Annotated in this window: 14 protein-coding genes; 4 read left to right on the top strand and 10 right to left on the bottom strand. The window is 52.0% G+C overall.

Annotated features, from left to right (window positions below):
* Positions 1 to 2: 2 nt before the first annotated feature.
* From MKZ24_RS14665 to MKZ24_RS14625, 9 genes are all read right to left on the bottom strand, one after another.
* Positions 3 to 2,297 (bottom strand): glycoside hydrolase family 3 N-terminal domain-containing protein, encoded by a 2,295-nt coding sequence (locus MKZ24_RS14665; protein ID WP_340790171.1) that lies wholly within the window; start codon positions 2,295 to 2,297, stop codon positions 3 to 5.
* Between the two features lie 43 nt (positions 2,298 to 2,340).
* Positions 2,341 to 3,258, bottom strand: a complete 918-nt coding sequence (locus MKZ24_RS14660; protein ID WP_042238202.1) for a carbohydrate ABC transporter permease — start codon at positions 3,256 to 3,258, stop codon at positions 2,341 to 2,343.
* 29 nt (positions 3,259 to 3,287) lie between these two features.
* Positions 3,288 to 4,214 (bottom strand): ABC transporter permease, encoded by a 927-nt coding sequence (locus MKZ24_RS14655; RefSeq protein ID WP_042238204.1) that lies wholly within the window; start codon positions 4,212 to 4,214, stop codon positions 3,288 to 3,290.
* 91 nt (positions 4,215 to 4,305) lie between these two features.
* The gene (locus MKZ24_RS14650) at positions 4,306 to 5,811 is read right to left on the bottom strand and encodes an ABC transporter substrate-binding protein (protein WP_042238205.1); all 1,506 of its coding nucleotides are present in this window, start codon (positions 5,809 to 5,811) and stop codon (positions 4,306 to 4,308) included.
* Between the two features lie 195 nt (positions 5,812 to 6,006).
* Positions 6,007 to 7,524, bottom strand: coding sequence for a response regulator transcription factor (locus tag MKZ24_RS14645; RefSeq protein ID WP_340784065.1), 1,518 nt, complete (start codon positions 7,522 to 7,524; stop codon positions 6,007 to 6,009).
* Entirely contained in the window at positions 7,517 to 9,343 is a 1,827-nt protein-coding gene (locus MKZ24_RS14640; RefSeq protein WP_042238210.1) for a sensor histidine kinase, read from the bottom strand. The genes MKZ24_RS14645 and MKZ24_RS14640 overlap by 8 nt, the downstream gene beginning before the upstream one ends.
* A 137-nt stretch (positions 9,344 to 9,480) precedes the next feature.
* A complete protein-coding gene (locus tag MKZ24_RS14635; protein ID WP_340784061.1) occupies positions 9,481 to 14,520 on the bottom strand; it encodes an endo-beta-N-acetylglucosaminidase in 5,040 nt (1,679 codons plus the stop codon).
* A 354-nt stretch (positions 14,521 to 14,874) separates the two neighbouring features.
* The gene (locus MKZ24_RS14630; RefSeq protein ID WP_042238211.1) at positions 14,875 to 15,876 is read right to left on the bottom strand and encodes a glycoside hydrolase family 43 protein; all 1,002 of its coding nucleotides are present in this window, start codon (positions 15,874 to 15,876) and stop codon (positions 14,875 to 14,877) included.
* Complete coding sequence (locus tag MKZ24_RS14625) at positions 15,873 to 17,393, bottom strand: glycoside hydrolase family 43 protein (protein WP_340784057.1); 1,521 nt, start codon at positions 17,391 to 17,393, stop codon at positions 15,873 to 15,875. The genes MKZ24_RS14630 and MKZ24_RS14625 overlap by 4 nt, the downstream gene beginning before the upstream one ends.
* 332 nt (positions 17,394 to 17,725) lie before the next feature.
* Here MKZ24_RS14625 and MKZ24_RS14620 point away from each other — a divergent pair, with 332 nt between their 5' ends.
* The 4 genes from MKZ24_RS14620 (at position 17,726) to MKZ24_RS14605 (ending at position 21,356) form a co-directional block, all read left to right on the top strand.
* Positions 17,726 to 18,664: an ATP-binding cassette domain-containing protein gene (locus MKZ24_RS14620; protein ID WP_340784055.1), complete on the top strand. Its 939-nt coding sequence runs from the start codon at positions 17,726 to 17,728 to the stop codon at positions 18,662 to 18,664.
* Complete coding sequence (locus tag MKZ24_RS14615) at positions 18,642 to 19,397, top strand: ABC transporter permease (RefSeq protein WP_340784053.1); 756 nt, start codon at positions 18,642 to 18,644, stop codon at positions 19,395 to 19,397. Before MKZ24_RS14620 ends, MKZ24_RS14615 begins: the two co-directional genes overlap by 23 nt.
* Positions 19,398 to 19,587: 190 nt before the next feature.
* Positions 19,588 to 20,286 (top strand): response regulator transcription factor, encoded by a 699-nt coding sequence (locus tag MKZ24_RS14610; RefSeq protein ID WP_340784051.1) that lies wholly within the window; start codon positions 19,588 to 19,590, stop codon positions 20,284 to 20,286.
* Between the two features lie 2 nt (positions 20,287 to 20,288).
* Positions 20,289 to 21,356, top strand: coding sequence for a sensor histidine kinase (locus MKZ24_RS14605; protein ID WP_340784049.1), 1,068 nt, complete (start codon positions 20,289 to 20,291; stop codon positions 21,354 to 21,356).
* 2 nt (positions 21,357 to 21,358) lie between these two features.
* Here MKZ24_RS14605 and treR read toward each other — a convergent pair whose 3' ends face one another.
* Positions 21,359 to 22,078: a trehalose operon repressor gene (gene treR / locus MKZ24_RS14600; protein ID WP_039302521.1), complete on the bottom strand. Its 720-nt coding sequence runs from the start codon at positions 22,076 to 22,078 to the stop codon at positions 21,359 to 21,361.
* Between the last annotated feature and the right edge of the window lie 38 nt (positions 22,079 to 22,116).

Below are 22,116 nucleotides of genomic sequence, written 5' to 3'. Positions count from 1 at the left end.
ATCTAACCCTCCATCACCGCAAGATCTGTACCCAGCGTATCGGTCACATTCCGGCCGACTCCGATCCGGAAGATCCCCGGCTCAACCACCAGCTTGTACTCCGGTCCGATATAGCTCAGGTGCTCTGCACTCAGCTTGAACGTAACGGTCTGCTTCTCACCCGGCTCCAGAACAATCTTGCGGAAGCCCTTGAGTTCCTTGGCCGGCCGGGTGACCTTGCTGACCCGGTCAGATATATAGAGCTGCACGACCTCTGCACCGCTGCGGGTGCCTGTGTTCTCTACTTCAACCGTAACCTCAGCCGTCCCGTCCGCCTGGATTTCAGCAGGCTCTACCTTCAGTCCGCTATAGCTGAATTCGGTATAGCTGAGTCCGAAGCCGAAGGGATACAGCGGCTCCGAATCTCTTTCAAGATAACGTGCGCCGCGTGAACGTTTGCCCAGATAATATACGGGTAGTTGTCCTACATCCGCAGGAAGGGAGAGCGTTAATCTGCCGGACGGATTCACATCGCCGAACAGGATGTCCGCAATGGCATGACCGCCCTCCTGCCCGGGATACCAGGCTTCCAGAATGGCATCCGCCTGTTCGTCAATCCAAGGCTCAGCAATAGGACGGCCGTTGATATACACGACAACTACCGGCTTGCCGAGCGTCTTCAGCTCCTTCAGCAGCTCCAGCTGAACGCCGGACAGATGTAGCGACATCCGGTCAATGCCTTCACCGCAGTCCATATCGCTAAGGCCATTCTCCGTTACCTTCGAGGCTCCGGTCCGCAGATCAATGCTGCCCTCGCCGAAGTCTCTGGCGCTCGACCCGCCCAGCGCCAGCACAATCGTATCCGCTTCGGCTGCCGCCTGGCGCGCCAGCTCGAAGCCCTCGGTGGAGCTGTCTTTGATCCGGCAGCCCGGCGCATAACGTACCCGTTCCGGTTCAGCGGCGAGCTTGGCCCGTATTCCGGCCAGTACCGTTGCTACCCGGTCACGCGGCTGCGGCGAGGTGTAATCCCCAAGCTGATTGTAGCCGATATCTGCGTTGGGGCCGATCACGGCAACCGTGCCTTTGTTTTTCGATAATGGAAGGATACCGTTATTCTTCAGCAGTACAATTCCTTCTGCCGCAATGCTCCGTGCCAGCTCCGCATGTTCCGGATTGCCGATCACCTGCTCTGCCCGGCCCGGATCGGCAAACGGCTGTTCAAACAGGCCCAGCCGGAACTTCAGCTCCAGCACACGTGCAGCCGCTTGATCCACCAGCTTCTCATCCAGCCGCCCGGAACGGAGCGCCTCCAGCAGATATCCTCCGAACATGACGCCGGACATCTCCATATCAATCCCGGCGGTGAGCGCCTGCACTGCCGCATCTTCTCCGCCGTCCGCTGTATCATGGCCCGAGGCCAGCATATCAATAGCGCCGCAATCGGTAATGACCATGCCCTTGAAGCCCCATTCGCCGCGCAGGATATCCTCTAGCAGCTCCTGATTGGTTGTGCAAGGCACTCCGTCAATCTCGTTATAAGCCGGCATGATGGATACCGCACCGGCTTCCACCGCTTTGCGGAACGGGTACATATCGACCTCCAGCAGCTCCCGTTTGCCGATATGCGCCGGACCGGCATTCCTGCCGCCTTCCGAGCTGCCGTAAGCGACAAAATGCTTCAGTGTCGCCCCCACACTGGACCCGCTGTCAAGCCGGTCGCCCTGCAGTCCTTCCACAGAAGCTACAGCGAATTCACCGATGAGATACGGATCTTCGCCGAAGCACTCCTCGGTTCGGCCCCAGCGCGGATCACGCACCACATCAAGCACAGGGGAATACGTTACCGCTCCCCCCTGTGCCCGGGTCTCCAGCGCTACCGCGCGGGACATCTCCCGATAGAGGTCTACATTCCATGTGCTGCCGATCAGCAGGGGAACCGGAAATACTGTCGCCCCGATCGCCATATGCCCATGCGAGCATTCCTCGCCGATCAGCAGGGGGATACCCAGCCTGGAATGCTCCAGCACATAACGCTGGATGGTATTCACCGCTTCGGCTCCGGCCCGCGCTCCAAGTCCGCTCTCCAGGGTGACCCCTGTCCAGGGATCTGCCCGCAATGTGCCGTATAATGCACCGATGCCGCCTTCGCGGATCTGGCGTTTGAAGTCTTCTGTAAGTTCTATCGTTCCTTCTGTATGATCATAGGTCTGCCACCCGAACAGCTGAACGAGCTGGCCTACCTTCTCTTCCGGCGTCATCAGCCCAAGCAGATGTTCAGTCCGTTCCTTGACGGGCTTCGCAGAGTCTTTATATAACATTACGGCTCCCACACCCTTTCTCCTGTTGTACTCCTCTAGACCCCTACTCTTTAACCGCACCCACGGTAAGACCCTGGATGAAGTAACGCTGGAAGAACGGATACGCAAAAATAATCGGCCCGGTAGCCAGTACCACCATCGCCATACGCGAGGTATCCTGCGGCATATTGCGGAGTGCCTCCAGGCTGAGCGAGCTGTTCTGCGAGTTCTGCATAATGAACTGCATACTGGTCTCAATCCGCATCAGCATCGACTGCAGCGGCACCAGATTCGGATTATCAATATAGAGCAGGGCATTGAACCAGTCATTCCAGTACCCCAGGGTGCTGAACAGCCCGATTGTAGCGAGGCCCGGCAAGGACAGCGGCAGCACGATTCCCAGGAAGGTGCGGAACTCTCCGGCGCCGTCGATTTTGGCCGACTCAATCAGGGCATCCGGCACGCTGGTGATGTAGAAGGTACGCAGGATCATAATGTAAAAAGCATTGACGGCCAGCGGCAGCACCAGTGCCCAGATGGTGTCCTTCAAACCGAGCATCTGTGTCACTACAATATAGGTAGGAACCAGCCCTCCGTTAAACAGCATGGTGAAAAACGCGAAAAACGCGAAGAAATTGCGGTATTTGAAGCTTTTACGTGAAATGGCATAGGCATAAAGTGAAATAATGATCAGGCTGACAAGCGTGCCAATGACGGTTACGGCAATGGTCACCCCATAGGAACGGAGCAGCGTGTCCCCAGAGCCGAATACATATTTGTAGGCTTCCAGACTCCATTTGGCCGGGATTAATTGATAGCCGTCCCGCGCAAGCGCCCCTTCGTCCGTGAACGAGATGAGTACGACGAACAGGAACGGGAAGATACACAGGATGGCAAAGCCCCCGGCGATACAATTGAAGATAATATTCCACACCGGCGACAGCTTGTGGAAATCGCGCGATTTCACTGGATTAGCAGACATTTGGATGACCTCACTTTCCTTCTTTTTCCCTAGAATAATGCACTGTCCTTATCGAATTTACGCACGATGTAATTAGAGGTAATGACCAGCACGAACCCTACAACGGATTGATATAAGCCCGCAGCCGTACTCATTCCGATCTCGCCGGTAGTCTTGAGTCCACGGTACACATACGTATCAATTACGTTGGTCACGCTGTAGAGCGTCCCCGAATCTCTCGGCACCTGATAGAACAGTCCGAAGTCGGCATAAAATATCTTCCCTATAGCAAGCAAGGTCATAATGGTGATGATCGGCTTCAGCATCGGCAGCGTAATCCCGCGGATCTGCTGGAATTTGCTGGCCCCGTCGATCATGGCCGCTTCGTAGAGGGACTTGTCTATACCCATAATTGCGGCGAGATAGACCACGCTGTTATAGCCGACGGCTTTCCATAGAAACACGAATATAATAATGAACGGCCAGTATTTCGATTCAGAGTACCAGGAGATATTGCTGCCGAACATGGCGTTGAGCAGCCCCCGCTCCGAGCTAAGGAAGCTGAATGCGAAGTATCCCACAACGACCCAGGACAGAAAGTATGGCAGGAACATGCCTGTTTGATAGAACTTGGCAAGCTTCTTGTTGGCAATCTCGGACAGCACCACCGCCATCACCACCGACAGGATCAGGCCAAGGATGATGAAGGCTAAATTATACAAAAGAGTATTACGTGTGATCAGATAGGCATCATTGGTGCTGAACAGAAACTTGAAATTATCCCAGCCGACCCATTTGCTATTGATGATGCTGGCCCAGAAGCCATCCCGGCTGAAGCGGTACTCCTTAAAGGCAATGACCGTACCCACCATCGGCAGGTAGGAGAAGAATAAAAACCACAGCGTGCCCGGCAGAACCATAAACAGCAGCACTTTATTTCTCAACACATCTTTGGCGGACTTTCCTATTTTCCCCATACTCCTAGTTCCTCCTATACCGGAAAATTCTTCCGTTGATACAAAAAGACCGGGCAAAGTCTAATCACCCGCCCGATCCTTGAATAGAATGCTACTTATTGTTCGCTGCTTTCCAGGCGTCGATCTGTGATTGGGCTTCGGCAATGATTTTATCCAGACCGGCGGCTTTTAGTTTCTCATTGGCCTTGGTCAGGTATTCTTCCGAATCTACAGATCCGGTCATCAGCGGTGCCCAGAATTCTTCCTTCACGTTCTGAACGGCGGCGATTTCATTCGTCACCTTGGAAGTATCGAAGTTGAAGCCGAGCAGCGGTGCATTGATACCGGCATCATTGAACTTCTTGAATTCTTCCCATTTGTTCTCAGGGTCGCCTTCATTCAGATAGTTGATCATAATGTTACCCAGGGAGAACGTCGGCATATCGTAGTTCTTCGCATCCGGGAGGTTCTTGATCATGTTGTCGCTGATTTTCTCGTAATGTACGCCTTCGATGCCTGAGTCAATCATGTTGCGCAGCTTAGGGTCTGTATTCAGCAGGTTCAGGAATTCCATGGCTTTCTCAGGATACTCGGAGTTGGCGGAGATCGCCTGCATGGAGCCCATGACGGACCAGTTGTAGATATAAGGCTGACTGGCTGGTGTTGACACAACCGGATACCCGTAGCTTACTGACCACAGATTGTCGGCCATCGGCTGGGTAGATGCGCGGTCAGTGAACCATTTGCCGGCTTTGTACAAGTCATCCACCGATGATGTAGTGGCTACTTCAGGAGAGATGTAACCCGCCTGATAGAATTTGCGGACCGTCTTAAGCGCTTCCTTGATCTCAGGAGTTTCAAGGATGTTGACCACTTTGTAGTCCTTGGTGTCCATATATACTGCCATCGGCATCTTCTCGATCACATAGTCAAATGGCATAATCGGCATGAAGTCTTTGACCATAGCGTACGGGGTCACTCCAGGCTCGTTTTCCTTGATGGTTTTGAGCAGCGGCTCCAGATCGGCCATCGTTTTCACGCTGGTCAGATCAAGCTTGTATTTGTCCAGCAGCTCTTTATTGAAGCGGAAGACTTCTTGAGCCGGAAGCTCTTTATTGGCCGGAATGGCATAGTTATGGCCGTCAACCTTGGAGCCTTCCATGAATGCCGGATCAATCGTATCTACAATGCCCTTGCCCTGGTTCTTCAGCAGATCATCGAGCTGCAGGAAGGCGCCCTTACGTGCATTCTGCACATAATCGAAGGCCCAGGAAGAGGTGAACAGGATATCCATAGGCTCGCCCGAAGCAGCCATGACCTGCATTTTTTGCGTATAGTCCCCGAAGTCGAGCATTTTGATATCGAGTGTTGCGTTGATTTTTTCAAGCGTGTATTTATTGACTTCTGCAAGCACCTTATCCATATCCTTCTGCGGCGGCCCGATAGTGTACCAGATCAGCTCTACAGGCTTCTCCGTAGACTCCGTAGCTTTGTTGCCTCCTGAAGCCGTTTCCCCGCCTGCATTGTTCTTAGTGTTCCCCCCACATGCGCTAAGCGCAAGTGAAACGGTTAAAAGCGTTGTCAACAACAAGGAGAAGTGTTTCTTTTTCTTACTCATTTGCCGTACCCCCTTTTAATTAGCCGTCCGGAAATTCAGGCCTGCCGGGCATTCCCGGCTGCAGGTTTCCATGAGCTATACCTTTACTTTATAAGATGAAAGCATTTTCAAATAGAAGAGAAACTATATATATTCAGGTATGAAATAAAGAAATTAAACCCCAAACATAACATATATCTATCAATAAGGAGCTGCTTAGAGCAGCCCCTTGAATTCTGTCGGTGAGATGCCAACGTATTTCTTAAATTGTTTATAAAAATAGCCCATTTCCCAGTAGCCGACACTTCGTGCGATCTCATGTACCTTGTTGTTTGTCGAGCGGAGCTGCTCCTTTGCTTTCTCAATCCGGTAACGGTTCATATATTCCGCAAACGATTCACCGGTCATTTTGTGAAATAGCTGGCCCAGGTACACCGGGTGAATATTGAACATGAAGCCCAGCTTCTTCAGTGACAGATCCTCACTGTAGGATTTCTCTATGTAATTCAGCACCTGGTTCACAACTGGACTCTTCAGCTCACGGTCCAGCAGCTCGATGATGCTTCCGGCCGTCTGCATGACTGCGGCGGACAGCCCGGGCAGCGAATTCGTCCTGTGGATCGCGGTCAGCCCCTGTGCAATAAGCTCCCGTTCCATTTCACTGCGGATTTCCTTAATCAGCATGCGGAAATACAGAATCCATTCCAGGGAAATCTCCCGGAGCAGCTCGGGTGTTAGGGACTCCATAGCTTTCCCGGAGAAATACAATTCAATTTTCTCTGTCAATGCTGGAAGATTCTTGCCCATAATCAGCTTGGAATATTCGCTCCAGTCCTCCGGCAAAACCGCCCCCAGATCCTCCTTCCGGTCCTTCAGCTGCTCATAATAAATGAGGCTCCGTGCCGGATGGATCTCCATGAATTCCTGGGTCTGCTTCGCCTGCTCATAGCTGAAGGGTGCAGCATCCACTCCCTCCACAGCCGAGCCTACGGCCGCCCGCACACCTTGGCCTGTAGCGCATAGGCCGGTGATCTCCTGGAGCATGACTGCCATCTGCTCCGCTCCCTTGGAGGCTTCTTCATAATTATGTATGAGCACCAGATCATTGTCGGAATCCCAGAACATGAAGAATGAGGTCTGTGCGCCGACCAGCTCCTCCACGTTCTTCCTGAAGGCTTCCGTAGCCGGTTCTGCCTGCACCAGGGCAACTTGAACATAACGCCCGCCGAGCGGCAGGCCGATCAGATTCAGCCGTTCGGACCGCTCTTCAGGATCAATCTGCCCCCGCATCCAGCGCAGCAGCACATTATCCTTCAGCACAGAGTTCGTATATTCCCACCACTGCGTACCCAGCCTGGAGACATCAAGCTTCTCCACAATCGTTTCCAGCGTGCTCCGGAATTCCTCCAGATTGATCGGCTTGAGCAGATAATTCTCAATCCCCAGTGACAGGCCTTCTTTGACATATATGAATTCATCATATCCGCTCAGCACAACCACCTTCAGCTCCGGACGGAATTCCCGGACCGCACGGATCAGCTCTAGGCCGGTCATCACGGGCATTGAAATGTCGGTAATGAGAATATCGGCAGGCACCTCCCGCAGCTGCTCCAGCGCCTCCTGCCCGTTCTCGGCTTGTCCCACAATCGCAAGGCCCAGCTGCTCCCAGTCCAATATATCCTGCAGGCCGCTAAGAATGAACGGCTCATCATCAACAATAAACACCTTATACATGATCTGTCTCCTCCTTGACGGGATATGGAAAAGTTATAGTGACCTCGGTTCCGGCTCCTGCTTCACTGGCCAGCTCAACCCCGTACGGCTTGCCGTACATCAGCCTTAACCGCTCATGAATGCTCCGCAGCCCGAATGACTCTGATCCGGACAATTCACGGTTATCCTCCAGGCCCAGCCGGAGCTGGTTCAGCTTCTCCCCGGCAATCCCCAGGCCGTTGTCCGAGACAACAACCCTTATATTGTTGTGATCATCCGGATGGACCCTGATGCTGATCACATTACCGGTTTGTCCGGTGCGCATGCCGTGCAGAATATAGTTTTCAATCACGGGCTGAAGGGACATTTTGAGTACAGGAATAGGCTCCAGCTCTTTACTGCATTCAATGGTATAGGAGAACCGGTCCTTGTAACGGATCCGGAACAACTCCAGATACATACGGCAGGCTTCGAGTTCATCCTTGAACGTATATTTCGCCTTCGGACGAACATACGATTTGAACAGCACAGACAGGCTGTAGATCATCTCGCCCACATCCTTCGCCCCGCTTGAAATCGCCCGCATCCGTATAACCTCCAGCGTATTGTAGAGAAAATGCGGATTCACCCTTGCCTCCAACGTAGCGATTTCCGTATGCTTCTGCTTGATTTCAGCTTTGTACACCTGATCAATGTACTGGTTCAGTTCATCCAGCATGCTGTTGAAGCTCTTGGCAATCTGGCCCAGTTCATCCTCACGGTTGTCTATAATCCGGGTGTTCAAATCCCCGTTTTTCACTTTCCGGGTGAAGCGGATAATACGGTGCGTCCGTTTGGCAAAATTCGAAATAAACATCGCCGGCAGCAGCACGGCGAACAGGATACAGACGAGGGCAATCGTAACAATAGTATTGCGTGCGCTGCTATAGGTTTCGGCAAGCTCCTTCTTGGAGATCAGACTGACCACCGTGTAGCCGGCCTGGCTCTGGGTCAGGCTGGTGACCACCATTCCGTCCATAGAGATTTCCTCCCCGGAGTTCGCCCCCTGCAGCTTCATATATTTCCGGCCGTACCCTTGACCCGAAGTGTCAAAGATGACTTCATTCTGGGCGGAGAGCACAAGAATCTCGCCTTTGAAATCCTGCTTATAGTTATGCATGGACTGCCAGATGGATTCGGAGTCGAAGTAGACCAGCATCTGGCCGATATTGAGCAGCGACGACTTATTGTTAATGGGAATCTTCACCGAGAACATAGGGGCTCTCGGCATGCCGATGCTCTTCAGCACCCATATATTCGGCACGGAAACCAGGCTCTCTTCATCCAGAACCATCGAATCCGGGACAAAGGAATGGGCCGCATTGGTGGATACCCGGTCAAATTGCCTGCGGTTGTCGTAATAGTACATCACCTGCTGATTGGCGCTGTACAGCATCAGGCTGCGGATATCCGGATCATCGTCGATCTTGTTCTGGAAATACTGTACGGCGTTAGAGGTCGTCTGATCCCCGAGCAGGTAGCGGTCCAGCCTGTGCTCGACATATTCGCCGAAGGGGTGCTCCAGCAGAAAGGTGGTATTGCTCGCCAGGCTGCCGTCCCGGTACACATCACGGATCATATCCTGGACGGACTGGTATTTGTTCTCCACATAGTTGCTGATACTCTCCATCGTCTTGCGCTGGATATCCATCTGCCGCTGCACCGCAGAATCCGAGATCAGCATCAGCACCAGATACGAGAAGGCAATAATCGTTGCAATGAAGATACAGGAGACAATAAGAGTGAAGCGCATAAACATATTATCTTTAAAATACTTGCGGTACAGGGAATTACTCCGCATAGTCCACCTCCTTAAAGTATGTCAGCTTACGCTTATCATTATGATACACAAGAAGCGCTCCCCCCTAAATGCTGTTCAGGGGGTGAGCGCCTTGTTTATGGCTTGAGCCGGCGGTATTTCCTTACCGCCCGCCAGGCTTAATTCAAATAATTCAGCAGCATCTGCGCAGCTTCTGCCCGGGTGGCGGGAGCTTTGGGTGCAAAAGTTCCATCAGCCCGCCCTTTCACGAGGCCAAGCGCAGCGGCTTCAGCCACCTGATCCGCTGCCCAGCCGGAGATGTCTCCAGCATCCTTAATAGACAGGCTGCCCGCTGCGGCCGGGATTGAACCCTGCTGCAGCCGGTAAGCGCGCATCAGAATGACGGTCATCTCTTCCCGGCTGATTGCTGCAGCCGGCTGGAAGGACTCCGGCGTACGGCCGGTAATCAGACCGGCCTGGACCATGCCAGAGAGTGCCTGCTGATACCAGGCGCCTGCCGGAACATCAGCGAAGGAAGTGGTGCCGTTACCGCTTAGCTGCAGCGTACCGGCCATCAGCTGCACGAATTCAGCCCGGGTAATATTCCGGCCCGGCTGATAAGCCTGCTCCGATATCCCCTTGATCAGATGCTTCGCAGACAGCTCACGCAGGGCTTCAAAGGCCCAGTGCGTAACCGGAACATCGTTGAACTGCTTCGTATACTCCAGCAGTGCGTACCTGCCGCTGCCGTCAAGAAGTCCCGTAAATCCACCGTCTTCAGCCGCTCCGCCCAGATAGGCGAGTGCGCCGTCACCTCCTACACGGTACAGGCCAAGCAGCTTCGGATGAAGTCCTTCACCGGCTGGCCAGCTTATCCTAACAGGAGAAGCGTAACTGCCGGGACGCTTAACGGTTCCATCTGCAAGGGACAGGCTCAGATCATAGTCCAGGAGTTGTCCCTTAAGCGATACACCGGCTTCCGTCTTCAGCGAAGCTTGTGCAAGTGCCTTGAATTCTGCTTGCAGCACGATCTTTGCACCGTTGCCCTGGGCAGCAGGCACGGCTTCGGCCAGCTGCTTCAGCAGGTCTGGTGTCAGCATCAGCCCGATTCTGTCTCCTTGCACACGCAGGGAATTGGTTCCCAGCAGCTCACCGGCGTTAACCGGAAGCTCAACTCTAACCGCTTGCTGTATCTGCACGGTAACTACACCGTTCACGGCCGGACTGCCCAACTGTGCGGCTGATATCACTGCAGCTGCAGTCGCAGGCGCCGGTGTTACAGCCGGTACAGGTGTTGCTGTTGGCAGAGCAGCCACCGGAGGATAGGTTGCCGTCAACGGGGGATTCGTCGGCGTCACCGGCTGACGGTTTACAGTCAGAGTAATAACCTCTGTATCCGCCGCGTCCACATAAGGGCGGCCGCCAACGATGCGGGTATTCTCTACACGCGCCTTATAAACGCCCGTATCAGAAAGTTGTGCCTTGGCAAGGGTCAGGCTGCTGCCAAGAGCACCCTCTATAACCAGATCATCTTTGAACCAGCTGTAGCCCATTTCACCATAAACGGAATCGGCAACAACTGTAAAGGTCACATCGTTACCTTCCATTACCGACTGGCTTGTCGCCGTAAATGAAGCAATCGCTGGAGCTTCATGCTGCGGATAGACCTTCAGTGCCAGCGGTGAGCCAACGATACGCGCCGGGTCTGTGGCCTCTTTGCCGGTCAGCACAACACGATAATTCGTTCCATCCTCTTCAAATAATGGATTGAACCGGTATACCGCACCGGTAACGCCCGGAACCGTCTGCCATTCCTCATCGGCAGCACGCTTTCTTTCCCACTCAATCGAGGCAATATCTCCTGATGTATCGACGGCAAGCGCGATCGGCTCCCCGCCAACAGTCTCAAGTACCGATGGCAAGTCCATCACAAAGGCCGGGGTCATCCATTGGATTTCCGCCGGAAGCACCTGCAGGTTATATTCCTTCTCTGCGGTCAAGCCTCCTTCGCCGGTCACAATGACCTTATAGCGGTAACCGCTCATATCTTCTGTCAGATCTGTAAGTGTCAGCGTGTCGCCAGCGGCAATAACTTCACCGTATCCTTCTCCCTGATCGACATACCAGGCATAGACTAATGTGCCGGAACCTTTACCAACAGCGCGAAGCACCCCATCCTGTCCTGCCCGGAACGAGCCTTCACTGACCACCTGTACATCCGACGGCAGCGCGGTCCATTTCGCCTGAAGCGTAAGCGGACCATTCACCGTGTCAGAGGCAAAGTGCCATCTCACATTACCGTTATACCAGCCTTCCAGCACATAACCTTCTCTCGCCACATTCGGTGCAGTCACAAGCGCACCGTTCATAACCTGAACAACCTTCGCATTCGGCTGGCCGCCGTTACTGTTAAGGGTTACATTGTACCGCTTATCCAGCTGCAGCGGCTGGGATTTGTTGCCGCTGTAATCCTCCATCACCACTGTTACTGCTTTGGTCGACGTAAGGCTAAGGCTCGCCTTCGTGGTGCGTCCGCGGATAATCATCGGCTTTTGCGCTGCTGCCCCTGAGAAATAGGTTACCGCAAAAGATTTAGGAACTCCGTCTTCATAGACGTACATGTACCTCCAGTCCCGTGTGTTCGGCATTGGCAGGCTCAGTGTATTTCCATTCCAGGACCATGCTTCGGCATAAGGCTCCGACAGCTTGTCAATGAACCTACCATTATAGGTTACAATATCGGAGTTGCCTGCCTGGATGGTTACAGTGTACTCGTCTCCATTAATTGGCATATCACCGAACAATGCCGAGGTTGTCCCTTGCGGCAGGATCAATTGTCTGGAGACAGGTTCTGCGGTTGTAATCCAGTTTACCGATTTCACCGTCACCTTAACGTTCCCGGCAGCGTCTGAACCGGACCACTTGACCAGGAGATCGCCGTTCTCGCTTGATTCGGCTTCAATACCCGATACCGCCGAGTCCAAATTAAAGGACACTGTAGCCGCTTCCCCTTCTACTCCGTCCGCTCCTACAGGAATGACTTTAATTATACCGGATTTGGCTGGCAGCTGTTTGATGTAGAACGTTTCGTCATATTTGCCACCCATAAAGATGTCGTTCACATATACATTGTATTGCTTCACCTTGGAATAATCGCTGTTTAGATCCCACTTCAAAATCATTTCATTCGTATTCGGCAAGGCCTGCGCAACCACCAGATGGGTTGGCGCGGCCGGCTTCACGGCTGAACCGTCCGAGATGCGGATTTGACCGATGTTTACCTGATAATCGGCGATTGTGCTTGCCCCCGGTGTAAACACCAGGCCAAAGGCCGCAATTTCTTTACCTGCGTAAGCCCCCAGATCTACCTCTGCCGTTACCCAGCCCATGGTTTGTTTACCGCTGTTCTCCACAGGAACCTTGACTACCTTGGACGGATTGTCCTTGAAGATCAGGCCTGCACTCAAGACAGAAGCATCGTCGGCTGAAGTCTTATTATAAGCAATCGACAGTTGGGACGTTGCCTGTACAGACAGGTTGCTCTTGTACAAACGGAGAAAATTCTCCTTGTCCAGCGCCCCGTTCACAACCAGTGAACTGCCTCCGTTGAAGCCGCCGATCTGCTTATAGCTCATACGTGAATTGTCTGTCATTGTATATTCCGGACCGTAGTCATAATCAACCGTCAAGCGGTTGCCCAGGGTATCCTGCCACCACTGCCACGTTACAGGAATATCCTGAAGGCTCATGTTGGACCATTCTTCCTGATTTGACTTCTCCCCGTTAACATAATAGGAGATACCATGTCCGGTATTGAAATTCGTATAGAAGTTGGAATTCTGTACCACTGAGCGTTCCGCAATGACCGAAGAAATTCCCGGCCAGTAGCGGTTATCCGCATAGACATCCGACACCGTATTCGCGGGCGAAACAGTTGTATTGCCGGGATTCACATTCGGACCTGACCACCAGAGCTGCTCCCGCAGATTGGCCATCCACTGGTAATCATTGTCTGTACGCCTCGAGACAGGCCACGCTTGTCCCATATCCTCGTCAAGACCGGCATGGACGAAATCGGCTCCGAGCGTAGCGATGCTTAAACGCGGAGCTCCGCCTGCTGTCAACTTGTCTTTCAGAGCTGTTCCCTGTACGCTCTTGAAACGGTCACGGCCTGCTTCAAGTCCTGCAAAGCCAATATCATACAGATTGTAATTTGTCCCTTCATCCTCATTCATTCCAGTCAAATAGCCTATCGCTGTATTAATATGGGTACTATTCACTCCGTAATCGAAGAAAAAGGAGTTTGAAACCGGCTCTTTTGCCGTTTTATCATACAGCATCGAAATATTGTTATTACTAAAGGTCCTTGTAAAGGTATTGGAACCGTTGTTCGTAGTTAAAGAATCGTACCACTGGACGTATAACCCGCCTTTTTGCAGCACCTTCATGAAAGCAATGTAATCGGGAATATCGGCTGGAGCAACGTTCGGATTCAGCTCTTCCTGATTAAGGAAATAGCCGTCGAAGCCGAAGTAATTGGCCATTTCAATCATTTTCCTGGCCACCGGGAAGTCACCGTTCTCATCCTTCACAATCATTTGTTTGTACGTTTGCTGTCCGCGGTCATTGTTGGAGAAAAACACACCGGCCAGCGACATGACCCCATTCTTGTGCGCGGCATCCGTATAGGTTGGATTCGGAATATTCAGCATGCCGAACTCAAACCACTTCTGCTGCCAGTCGGACTGGGCCAGATCATCGTAATATTCCGGCGGTGTATATGCCGTTGCCGTACCATGCCAATACGAATAATAATCAACATACTGCCAGAAATTGAAGTGATATTGGGCAAACTTGTTGGTATAAGGAGCATTTTCAATGAAAGCATTTCCATAATCGCCTGCGACATTCATCATTTTGACATCCGGACTCAGCTTTGGATTAGCCTGTGTAGCCGTGAAAGATGCAATCCGCTTCTGTAAAGGCACGCGGGAACGAAGCAGTTCCGCATCCGGATCGGTCTCAGGACTCCAACCCGCAATTTGATTGCTGGTATAGCCATGTACACTCGGCTGGTTAGCTCCATGCGCGCTGCCCCCTTTGAACGGCCAGGTATCTCCGGCCAGGACAGTCTGCGGCAGCAAGCCTGCAAGTAGCGCCGCACTTATTACGGTTGAAGTCAGCCTGCGAAGTTTTCGTGTTTGGGTATGAGATATCATGGTCCACTCTCCTCATGTAATGGGGATGTTCTTGGATTCTGCTTGCTCAAACGGCGCAATATTGGAAACGCATTCATAAAAACCCTGCTGTCCCCCCCTTCTATTCTCTGTCCAAATTTAATATATAGCAGGAACTACCAGTCCAAGTAGAAGCGAAATTAAAGATACACTGGTCAAATTAAAGGAAAGTCTGCAACAGCCCATAACCAAATAGAGCACATCTCCAATAGTCCTGAGGCATGCTCTGATTAATTATTCACTCTACATACAGCAAAAAAGCAGCCTCCGCGGGGAAGCTGCCGTTTGTTCTGCTGTCATACAGGCTGCTGTACTGCATGCTGCTGGGCTTGCGGATTACTCCGCTGATTCAGTAGAGGCCGGGTATGGATCAATCTTCTGAATTGTTCCGTCTTCATTATACTTAAGCTCGGTATATTTCACGCTGCGCTTATGGTTCACGCCACCCGATAACGAGCTGTCGTGATAGAACAGATACCACTTGTCCTCGAATTGAACGATGGAGTGATGAGTGGTCCAGCCAATGACCGGGGAGAGAATTTCTCCCTTAAAGGTAAATGGACCCTGTGGATTCCGGCTGACGGCATATACCAGCGTGTGCTGAGTTCCAGTCGAGTAAGAGAGATAGTAATAATCATTGTATTTGTGAACCCACGGTCCTTCGAAATATCTCCGCTGCTCGTCACCGGCAAGAATCGGGTTCCCCTCTTCATCTACAATTGAGATCTCAGAAGGCTGCTCCTGAAAAGACAGCATATCCTCACTCAGCAGCGCCACACGCGGCCCAATCGCCGGCGCATCCAGCGCAGGCCCTTCCGCATCCGCCACGAATGTGCCTGTCTGCCATTTCTCCAGCTGCCCTCCCCAAAGACCGCCGAAATAGATATAAGCCCGGTTATCGTCATCCACCAATACAGCCGGATCAATACTATAGCTGCCGGCGATGTAATCGGGTTGCGGCTCAAACGGGCCTGCCGGTGAAGCAGAGGTTGCCACACCCAACCGGAATATTCCGTCGTGATCACGAGCCGGGAAGAACAGATAATAGGTATTATTCTTATAGGCTGCGTCCGGAGCCCAGAGCTGCTTCGAGGCCCAGGGGATCTGATCCAGATGGAGCGCCTGGCCGTGATCCACTACCGGTGACTCAAAATTATCCAGTGACAGAATATGATAGTCTTCCATCGCATACTGGTCCCCGTTATCATTATCCGGTCCATCGTGATCCAGGTCATGGGAAGGATAAATATAGATTTTTCCTTCATAGACATGGGCGGACGGGTCCGCAGTATAGATGTGGGTAACGAGCGCTTCATTAGGTTTCGGCAAATGTGTCATAAGACATCTCCTTTTGTATTTGTGTAATAGAATTCGGCAAAATAACCTGGAGCCGCAGCATCCGCACCCTCTCCCGAGGCGTGAAGTCCCAGGCAGACACCGGTGAATCCGCCGTTCACCTCAGGTGACAGGACAGATACATGTACCTTCTGCTCTGCGTCATGCCAGGAGAGGCCATCCTCAGAATACGAGCAGGTATAGACCTCACCGTCCGAACGGAGGCGGAGCCGAATCTCTCCCGAGCTCCCAACCGGGTAATGATATATCTGCTTCTGATCCCCGTCCTTGACGGTAAGCTCCATAACCCGTCTGCCACTCCGGCCCGAGAGTCCCCAGAAGAGATAGCCCCGGTTGTTCAGGCGGGCGGCCAGTCCGGCATATTCCCCATCCTTCGCCGGATCAAATTCCAGACTTACGCCCATCTCCATCCGGTGATGCTTCTGGCGGATACAGGCCAACACTGCCGGCGCCTCGTCATCCAGCGTATAGGCATTCCCCAGGATAGCGAGTTTACCTTCATGCTCCGTCCAGGAATACCGTTCCTCCTCATAGCTTCGCAGAAAAGCCCATTCCGGGCCGAAGCTGCCGCTCAGCTCCAAACGCTGAACAATGTCATCCGGACTGGAATTTTCAGCGGAGACAACGGTTCCTTCATTGTTGTCAATCACCGGCCAGCCTTCTTCGGTCCAGGTCACCGGAGCCAGGAAGGTCTCTCTGCCCAGCGGAGAGTATTTGCCGTCCACCGGACGCATGCCCAGAAAGACGGCCCACCACTTCCCGGACGTATCCTCTACCAGATCCGCATGGCCCAGGCATTGAACCGGATGCTCCTTCAGCCCGCGGTGGGTCAGTATAGGTTCAGGCTTATCCTCAAACGGCCCGTAAGGGTTGCTGCTGCGGGCAATGATCTCCCGGTGATCCCGGGCGGTGCCGCCCGATGCCGTCATCAGGTAGTAGACGCCCTTGATTTTATACAGATGCGGCCCTTCTACCCATGGACCCTCATCCCCACGCCAGATCTCCACAGGCTCAGACAGCACTTCACCGGACTCCGGATGAATCTCGTACTGGATAATATGGGATTCATAGCCGGCTCCATTCTGCACAGTCACGTAAGCGCGCCCATCCTCATCGAAGAACAGGGACGGATCGATCCCCCCATAAGGCAGCAGGACCGGCTCCGACCAGGGACCTTCCGGTTTGTCCGCGGTCACGAAGAAATTACCGATCCCCCTCACATCCGTAGTAATCATATAATAACGGCCCGCATGATGGCGTATCGTAGCGGCATATATACCGCTAGAGCTACGGCATGTCCGCAGGTTCACCTGGGAATTCCGGGTCAATACATGTCCTATGGGCGTCCAGTGGATCAGATCCTTGCTATGGAAGATAGGGACGCCGGGAAAATACTCAAAAGAGCTGTTAATCAAATAGAAATCATCATTTACACGGACTACACTCGGATCTGGATAGTAGCCGGAGATCACGGGGTTCCTGACATTTGTTGAGTACATAATAGCCTCCCTGAAATGGTGCGCAAGCGTTTACAAATCCTCAGTACCATTCTACAAGCCGAAATTATTTTATCCCATACGCAGAATAAAGGACTTCCCCCGAAAATTATGAGAATTGCCATCCTATTGAAATTGTAATTCAAACTGGGGACCACTGCTCGCCATTTTATTTGAAGGATTGGTCATTTTTTGCTGAATGTTTATCAAATGTTAATGAAATCTTTATGGACTGTTCAGATTAGCTGCGGTGAACGTTTATAACGCGCCGCTAGAATGAGAGAAAGCCGGCAGATAATTTAAGTACGTAGAAATCAAATGAGGTGGGAGAACGCATGAGCGAATATGTGCTTCAGGCACGCCAATTATCCAAGCATTACAAGCATCACCCTGCACTGGACCGTGTCGATCTGTCGATACGCCGGGGCAGCATCTATGGGTTCATAGGCCAGAACGGTGCCGGGAAATCAACCCTTATGCGGATAGCGGCGGGACTTTCCAGGCCAACCTCAGGTCAAATCGAATTATTCGGATATAAGGAAGGCGCACAGCTTGTACAGGCGAGAAAAAGGATGGGCACGACTATTGAGACACCCGCCCTTTTCCCTCATCTATCAGCCGCAGAGAACCTGGAGGTATTCCGGCTGCAAAAGGGAATCCGCGACAAGGCGCAGATCCGCCAAACCTTATCACTGGTAGGACTGGAGCAGGCCGGCAGCAAAATCGCTGCCAACTTCTCCTTGGGTATGAAGCAGCGTCTGGGACTAGCGGTTTCACTGCTCGGCCACCCTGAGCTGCTTATTCTTGACGAACCTACCAATGGACTCGATCCTGTGGGAGTTGTTGAATTAAGGGAACTATTGCTTCATTTAAACAGGGACAAGGGCATTAGTATTCTGATATCCAGCCATATTCTGAGCGAGCTTCATTTGCTGGCAACGGATTACGGGATTATTCATAACGGGCGAATGCTGGAGCAGTTGTCTGTAAGCGAGCTTCAGGCCAAGTGCAGGCAATACCTGCACATTAAGGTAGACTCACCAGAGAAGGCCATAGGAATTATACAAGAAGAATGGCAGACAACGGAATATGAATTAGATGCTGACGGTATCATCCGCTTGTATGAACCGTTCGGCCCTCCCGGCGCACTCTCGGCTAAGCTGTTTGCAGCAGGTCTGGAAGTCCAGCAGCTCATGCCGAAGGGCGAAATGCTGGAACGGTATTATACCAAGCTGATTGGAGGGGCGGCAAATGGCAAATCTGTTACGGTCTGAGCTGTACAAATTATACAAAGAGCCCTCGTTCCGGATTCTCTGTTTCACTTTTATCTTCGTGGCGGTCATCTTATCCGGAGTTATCCATTATATGGGCTCAGATCAGAAGGTTTTCAGCGGGATATCCGGGCTAGGCCAAGGTGTACAAGTGAATGTGCTTGTGCTTAAAATCTCATTAGCCGTAGTAGGAGGCTTCTTTCTCTCAGGTGAGCATGGCCTTGGGATTATGAAAATCTCGGTTGCTTCAGGGTACAGCCGCAGACAGATTTACACTGCCAAGCTGACGGCCTATGCTATCGGAATCATCATTTTGTCCTTAATCGTCCCTGTCATATGTGTGATAGCCGGTAGTTTGCTGAATGGCTTCGGCAGCCTCCGGGAAATTCATGCCGCCCTATATTTATTTCGTACACTTGCCTTCACGATACTGTATGCAGCTGCCTTTGCCTCCATGGTTGCCGTCTTCGCTGTCACAACAACAATAAGCGGCATAACGATTGGCGCGGTGCTGCTGGTAATGCTTTTCTTCGACACCCTCTCAGAGTGGCTGAGCGGCAAATGGGCTGTGTACAGAGAATTTTATGAGCATTCCGTATTTAAGCTTAGTATGGATATCGCAACCCCAACGCCGACAACGTATGAGCTTACTCTCTTAATCCTGATTCCCATTGCGACTATTCTCGTATTTGCCTGGCTTGGGATCATGAGCTTCCGGAACATGGAAATCAAATAATCAATACATTAAATCCAAGGAGACCTGACTATGAAAAAACGCATTCTCTATCTGTTGATCATTGTTGCTGGCGCAGTTTTAATCTTATTATCCATGATCGGTTTTGAAACGTCCTGATTTACGGAAATATCCAAATCATATATGATGGTCACTAGAACAACAATCCTATGAAAACGGGTGTGTCCTTACTATGGCAAGTGAACGGATTATGATTGTCGAAGATGAGCTGGAGATCGCCGAGCTGATCAAGGATTATTTGGAGATCGAGCGGTATGAGGTGATCATCTGTCCTGACGGTGAAGAAGCGCTCCGGGCTTTCGGACAGTTTCATCCGCAGCTGGTAGTCCTTGATATTATGCTGCCGCTGCTTGATGGAATGGAGGTATGCCGCAGAATACGTACGGAGTCCGATGTTCCCATCATTATGCTCAGCGCAAAAAAACGGGATTCCGATAAAATTCTGGGCCTAGGTCTGGGAGCGGATGATTATGTGGTGAAGCCTTTCAGTCCAGGTGAGATTGTAGCCAGAGTTAAAGCTCAGCTGAGGCGTTTCAACGGGTTAACCCTACCTTCAAAGCAACAAAGCATAGTCGTATATCCCGGCCTGGAGCTTGATCTCAAAGCCTATGAGGTCCGGGTACGCAAGGAGACCGTTCATTTCTCAGCGCGGGAATTCGAGGTGCTCCGCTTTCTTGCGATCCATCCCAATCAGGTGTTTACCCGTGAACAGATCTTCGGAAGTGCCTGGGGAATACACGAATACGGAGATCTGAATACGGTAACAGTGCATGTCAAAAAGATACGGGAAAAAATCGAAATAGATCCGGCCAATCCCCGGTACATTCTTACTGTTCGAGGCATAGGCTATAAATTTTACGGGGGGATATAAATATGAAGAAACCGGGCCTCCGCTTTCAAATGGTTACTTCGATGTTTATCATTATCCTGCTTCCGCTGCTTCTCTTTTCTATATTTATCGGTACCAGTTACAGTAATAACGCACCTGCAGATAAAGCTTACACTGGAATGATCCCTGTGGTCATCCTGGTGTCTCTTCCGCTGATCTGCTGTACAATTTGGATGACCCGAACGATAACCCGCAAAATTCTACTGCCTCTCCGGGAGCTTACGCTCGCGGCTGAACAGATTGTGCAGGGCAACATGGATTGCCCGATCACTTACCGGGCCAACGACGAAATGGGCCAGTTCAGCACTGTGTTCGAGCTAATGAGAACCCGTCTGCTGGAATCCAAGGTGAACCAGGACGCTTATGAACAAGCACGCAATGAACTCATAGCGAGCATCTCCCATGATCTCCGAACCCCTCTTTCCTCCATCAGGGGATATGTGGAAGGTCTGCAGGATGGCGTCGCACAGGATAGAGTCAAATTCGAGCGTTATTTATCGATCATCCGGGACAAGACAGACAAGCTAAACGATCTGATTGAGGATTTGTTCCGCTTCTCGGAGCTGGAGTCGGGGCAGCTGCAAATGAACTACGAAGAGATCGAATGCGATCTTCTGCTGGAGTCCATCGTGCGGCCGCTGGAATATGAATTTGCTGAGGGCAGGGCCAGATTAAGTGTGGTCCGGCCCTTTCCGGCTGGAAGGGTGCGGGCAGACGCGGTCCGCCTCACACAGGTATTTAACAACTTAGTCGGCAATGCCACCAAATACGCAGGTGAAGAGGCACATATAACCATAGCCGCTTCCCGTACCGGGAAGCGGCTGAATGTGAGTGTGAGTGATAACGGTACAGAAATCGCACCCGAGCACTTGCCCCATCTCTTTGAGCGGTTCTACCGCGGGGATAAATCACGCTCCAGCCAATGGGGGGGAGCCGGCCTGGGGCTTGCCATCTGCAAATACATTATTGAAGCACATGGCGGGGACATCGGAGTTCACACCCTGCCGGGTGCCGGCAATGTTTTTTTCTTTTCGTTGCCGCTTACCTCATAGTATTACCGCCGCACCCGTCTGGCAAAATCCACGAACTGAAACTTATCCAGCCGGTGTCTGGATTCGGTATATTGGAACAGCACCGTATTCTCCAGATACACATAGTTCCGCACTACGACAATATGCGTATATTTCTTCAGATCAAGCAGGCGGTGATCCTCCTCCGTCGCAGGCTCAACGGATATCAGCTTCTTCGCATAACTGATTTTCAGCCCCAGCTCCACTTCCAGATATTCATAGATCGAGCCTGCCGCGATCTCTGCGCTTAAGAACGGCACAATATCTGCCCGGAAATAATCCTTGTCCAGAATGATTCGTTCTTCTTCTATCTCTCTGGCGCGGATCACCTTCCATACCGGAGTATCCTCCGGAACCTGCAGCTGTCTGGCCAGCGCAGAGCCGGCCGGCTCCATCACCGTTTCCTCTACCAGTGTCCGTGAGGGAGCACCGAGTGTACCTGCCATTTCCTTGAACGAGATCAGACCGGTAACGGGAAAATCCATCCGGGTCATATCCAGCACAAACGAGCCCCTGCCCTTGATTTTGTGAATATAGCCCTCACGGAACAGCAGATTCAGCGCTTTGCGCACCGTTTCCCGCGAAGTGCAGTACGCCTCGGCCAGCTCACTTTCAGAAGGCAGCTTGGTCCCCGGCAGCAGCTGGCCGGAATGGATCTGGTTACTGTATTCATTGTAGATTTGCAAATATATATTTTCTCTCATTATAGATCACCGCCCTATATTGTATCACGCCATGGCTC

It is taken from the genome of Paenibacillus sp. FSL R7-0297 (genome assembly GCF_038009025.1).
In the GTDB taxonomy this organism is placed as follows: domain Bacteria; phylum Bacillota; class Bacilli; order Paenibacillales; family Paenibacillaceae; genus Paenibacillus_AQ.
This window is presented reverse-complemented; position numbering and strand designations above follow the sequence as displayed.

Bases quoted from the DNA above. Each gene is read 5' to 3' on its own strand.
- MKZ24_RS14665 (WP_340790171.1), bottom strand. From the start codon at position 2,297: ATGTTATATAAAGACTCTGCGAAGCCCGTCAAGGAACGGACTGAACAT.
- MKZ24_RS14660 (WP_042238202.1), bottom strand. From the start codon at position 3,258: ATGTCTGCTAATCCAGTGAAATCGCGCGATTTCCACAAGCTGTCGCCG.
- MKZ24_RS14655 (WP_042238204.1), bottom strand. From the start codon at position 4,214: ATGGGGAAAATAGGAAAGTCCGCCAAAGATGTGTTGAGAAATAAAGTG.
- MKZ24_RS14650 (WP_042238205.1), bottom strand. From the start codon at position 5,811: ATGAGTAAGAAAAAGAAACACTTCTCCTTGTTGTTGACAACGCTTTTA.
- MKZ24_RS14645 (WP_340784065.1), bottom strand. From the start codon at position 7,524: ATGTATAAGGTGTTTATTGTTGATGATGAGCCGTTCATTCTTAGCGGC.
- MKZ24_RS14640 (WP_042238210.1), bottom strand. From the start codon at position 9,343: ATGCGGAGTAATTCCCTGTACCGCAAGTATTTTAAAGATAATATGTTT.
- MKZ24_RS14635 (WP_340784061.1), bottom strand. From the start codon at position 14,520: ATGATATCTCATACCCAAACACGAAAACTTCGCAGGCTGACTTCAACC.
- MKZ24_RS14630 (WP_042238211.1), bottom strand. From the start codon at position 15,876: ATGACACATTTGCCGAAACCTAATGAAGCGCTCGTTACCCACATCTAT.
- MKZ24_RS14625 (WP_340784057.1), bottom strand. From the start codon at position 17,393: ATGTACTCAACAAATGTCAGGAACCCCGTGATCTCCGGCTACTATCCA.
- MKZ24_RS14620 (WP_340784055.1), top strand. From the start codon at position 17,726: ATGAGCGAATATGTGCTTCAGGCACGCCAATTATCCAAGCATTACAAG.
- MKZ24_RS14615 (WP_340784053.1), top strand. From the start codon at position 18,642: ATGGCAAATCTGTTACGGTCTGAGCTGTACAAATTATACAAAGAGCCC.
- MKZ24_RS14610 (WP_340784051.1), top strand. From the start codon at position 19,588: ATGGCAAGTGAACGGATTATGATTGTCGAAGATGAGCTGGAGATCGCC.
- MKZ24_RS14605 (WP_340784049.1), top strand. From the start codon at position 20,289: ATGAAGAAACCGGGCCTCCGCTTTCAAATGGTTACTTCGATGTTTATC.
- treR (WP_039302521.1), bottom strand. From the start codon at position 22,078: ATGAGAGAAAATATATATTTGCAAATCTACAATGAATACAGTAACCAG.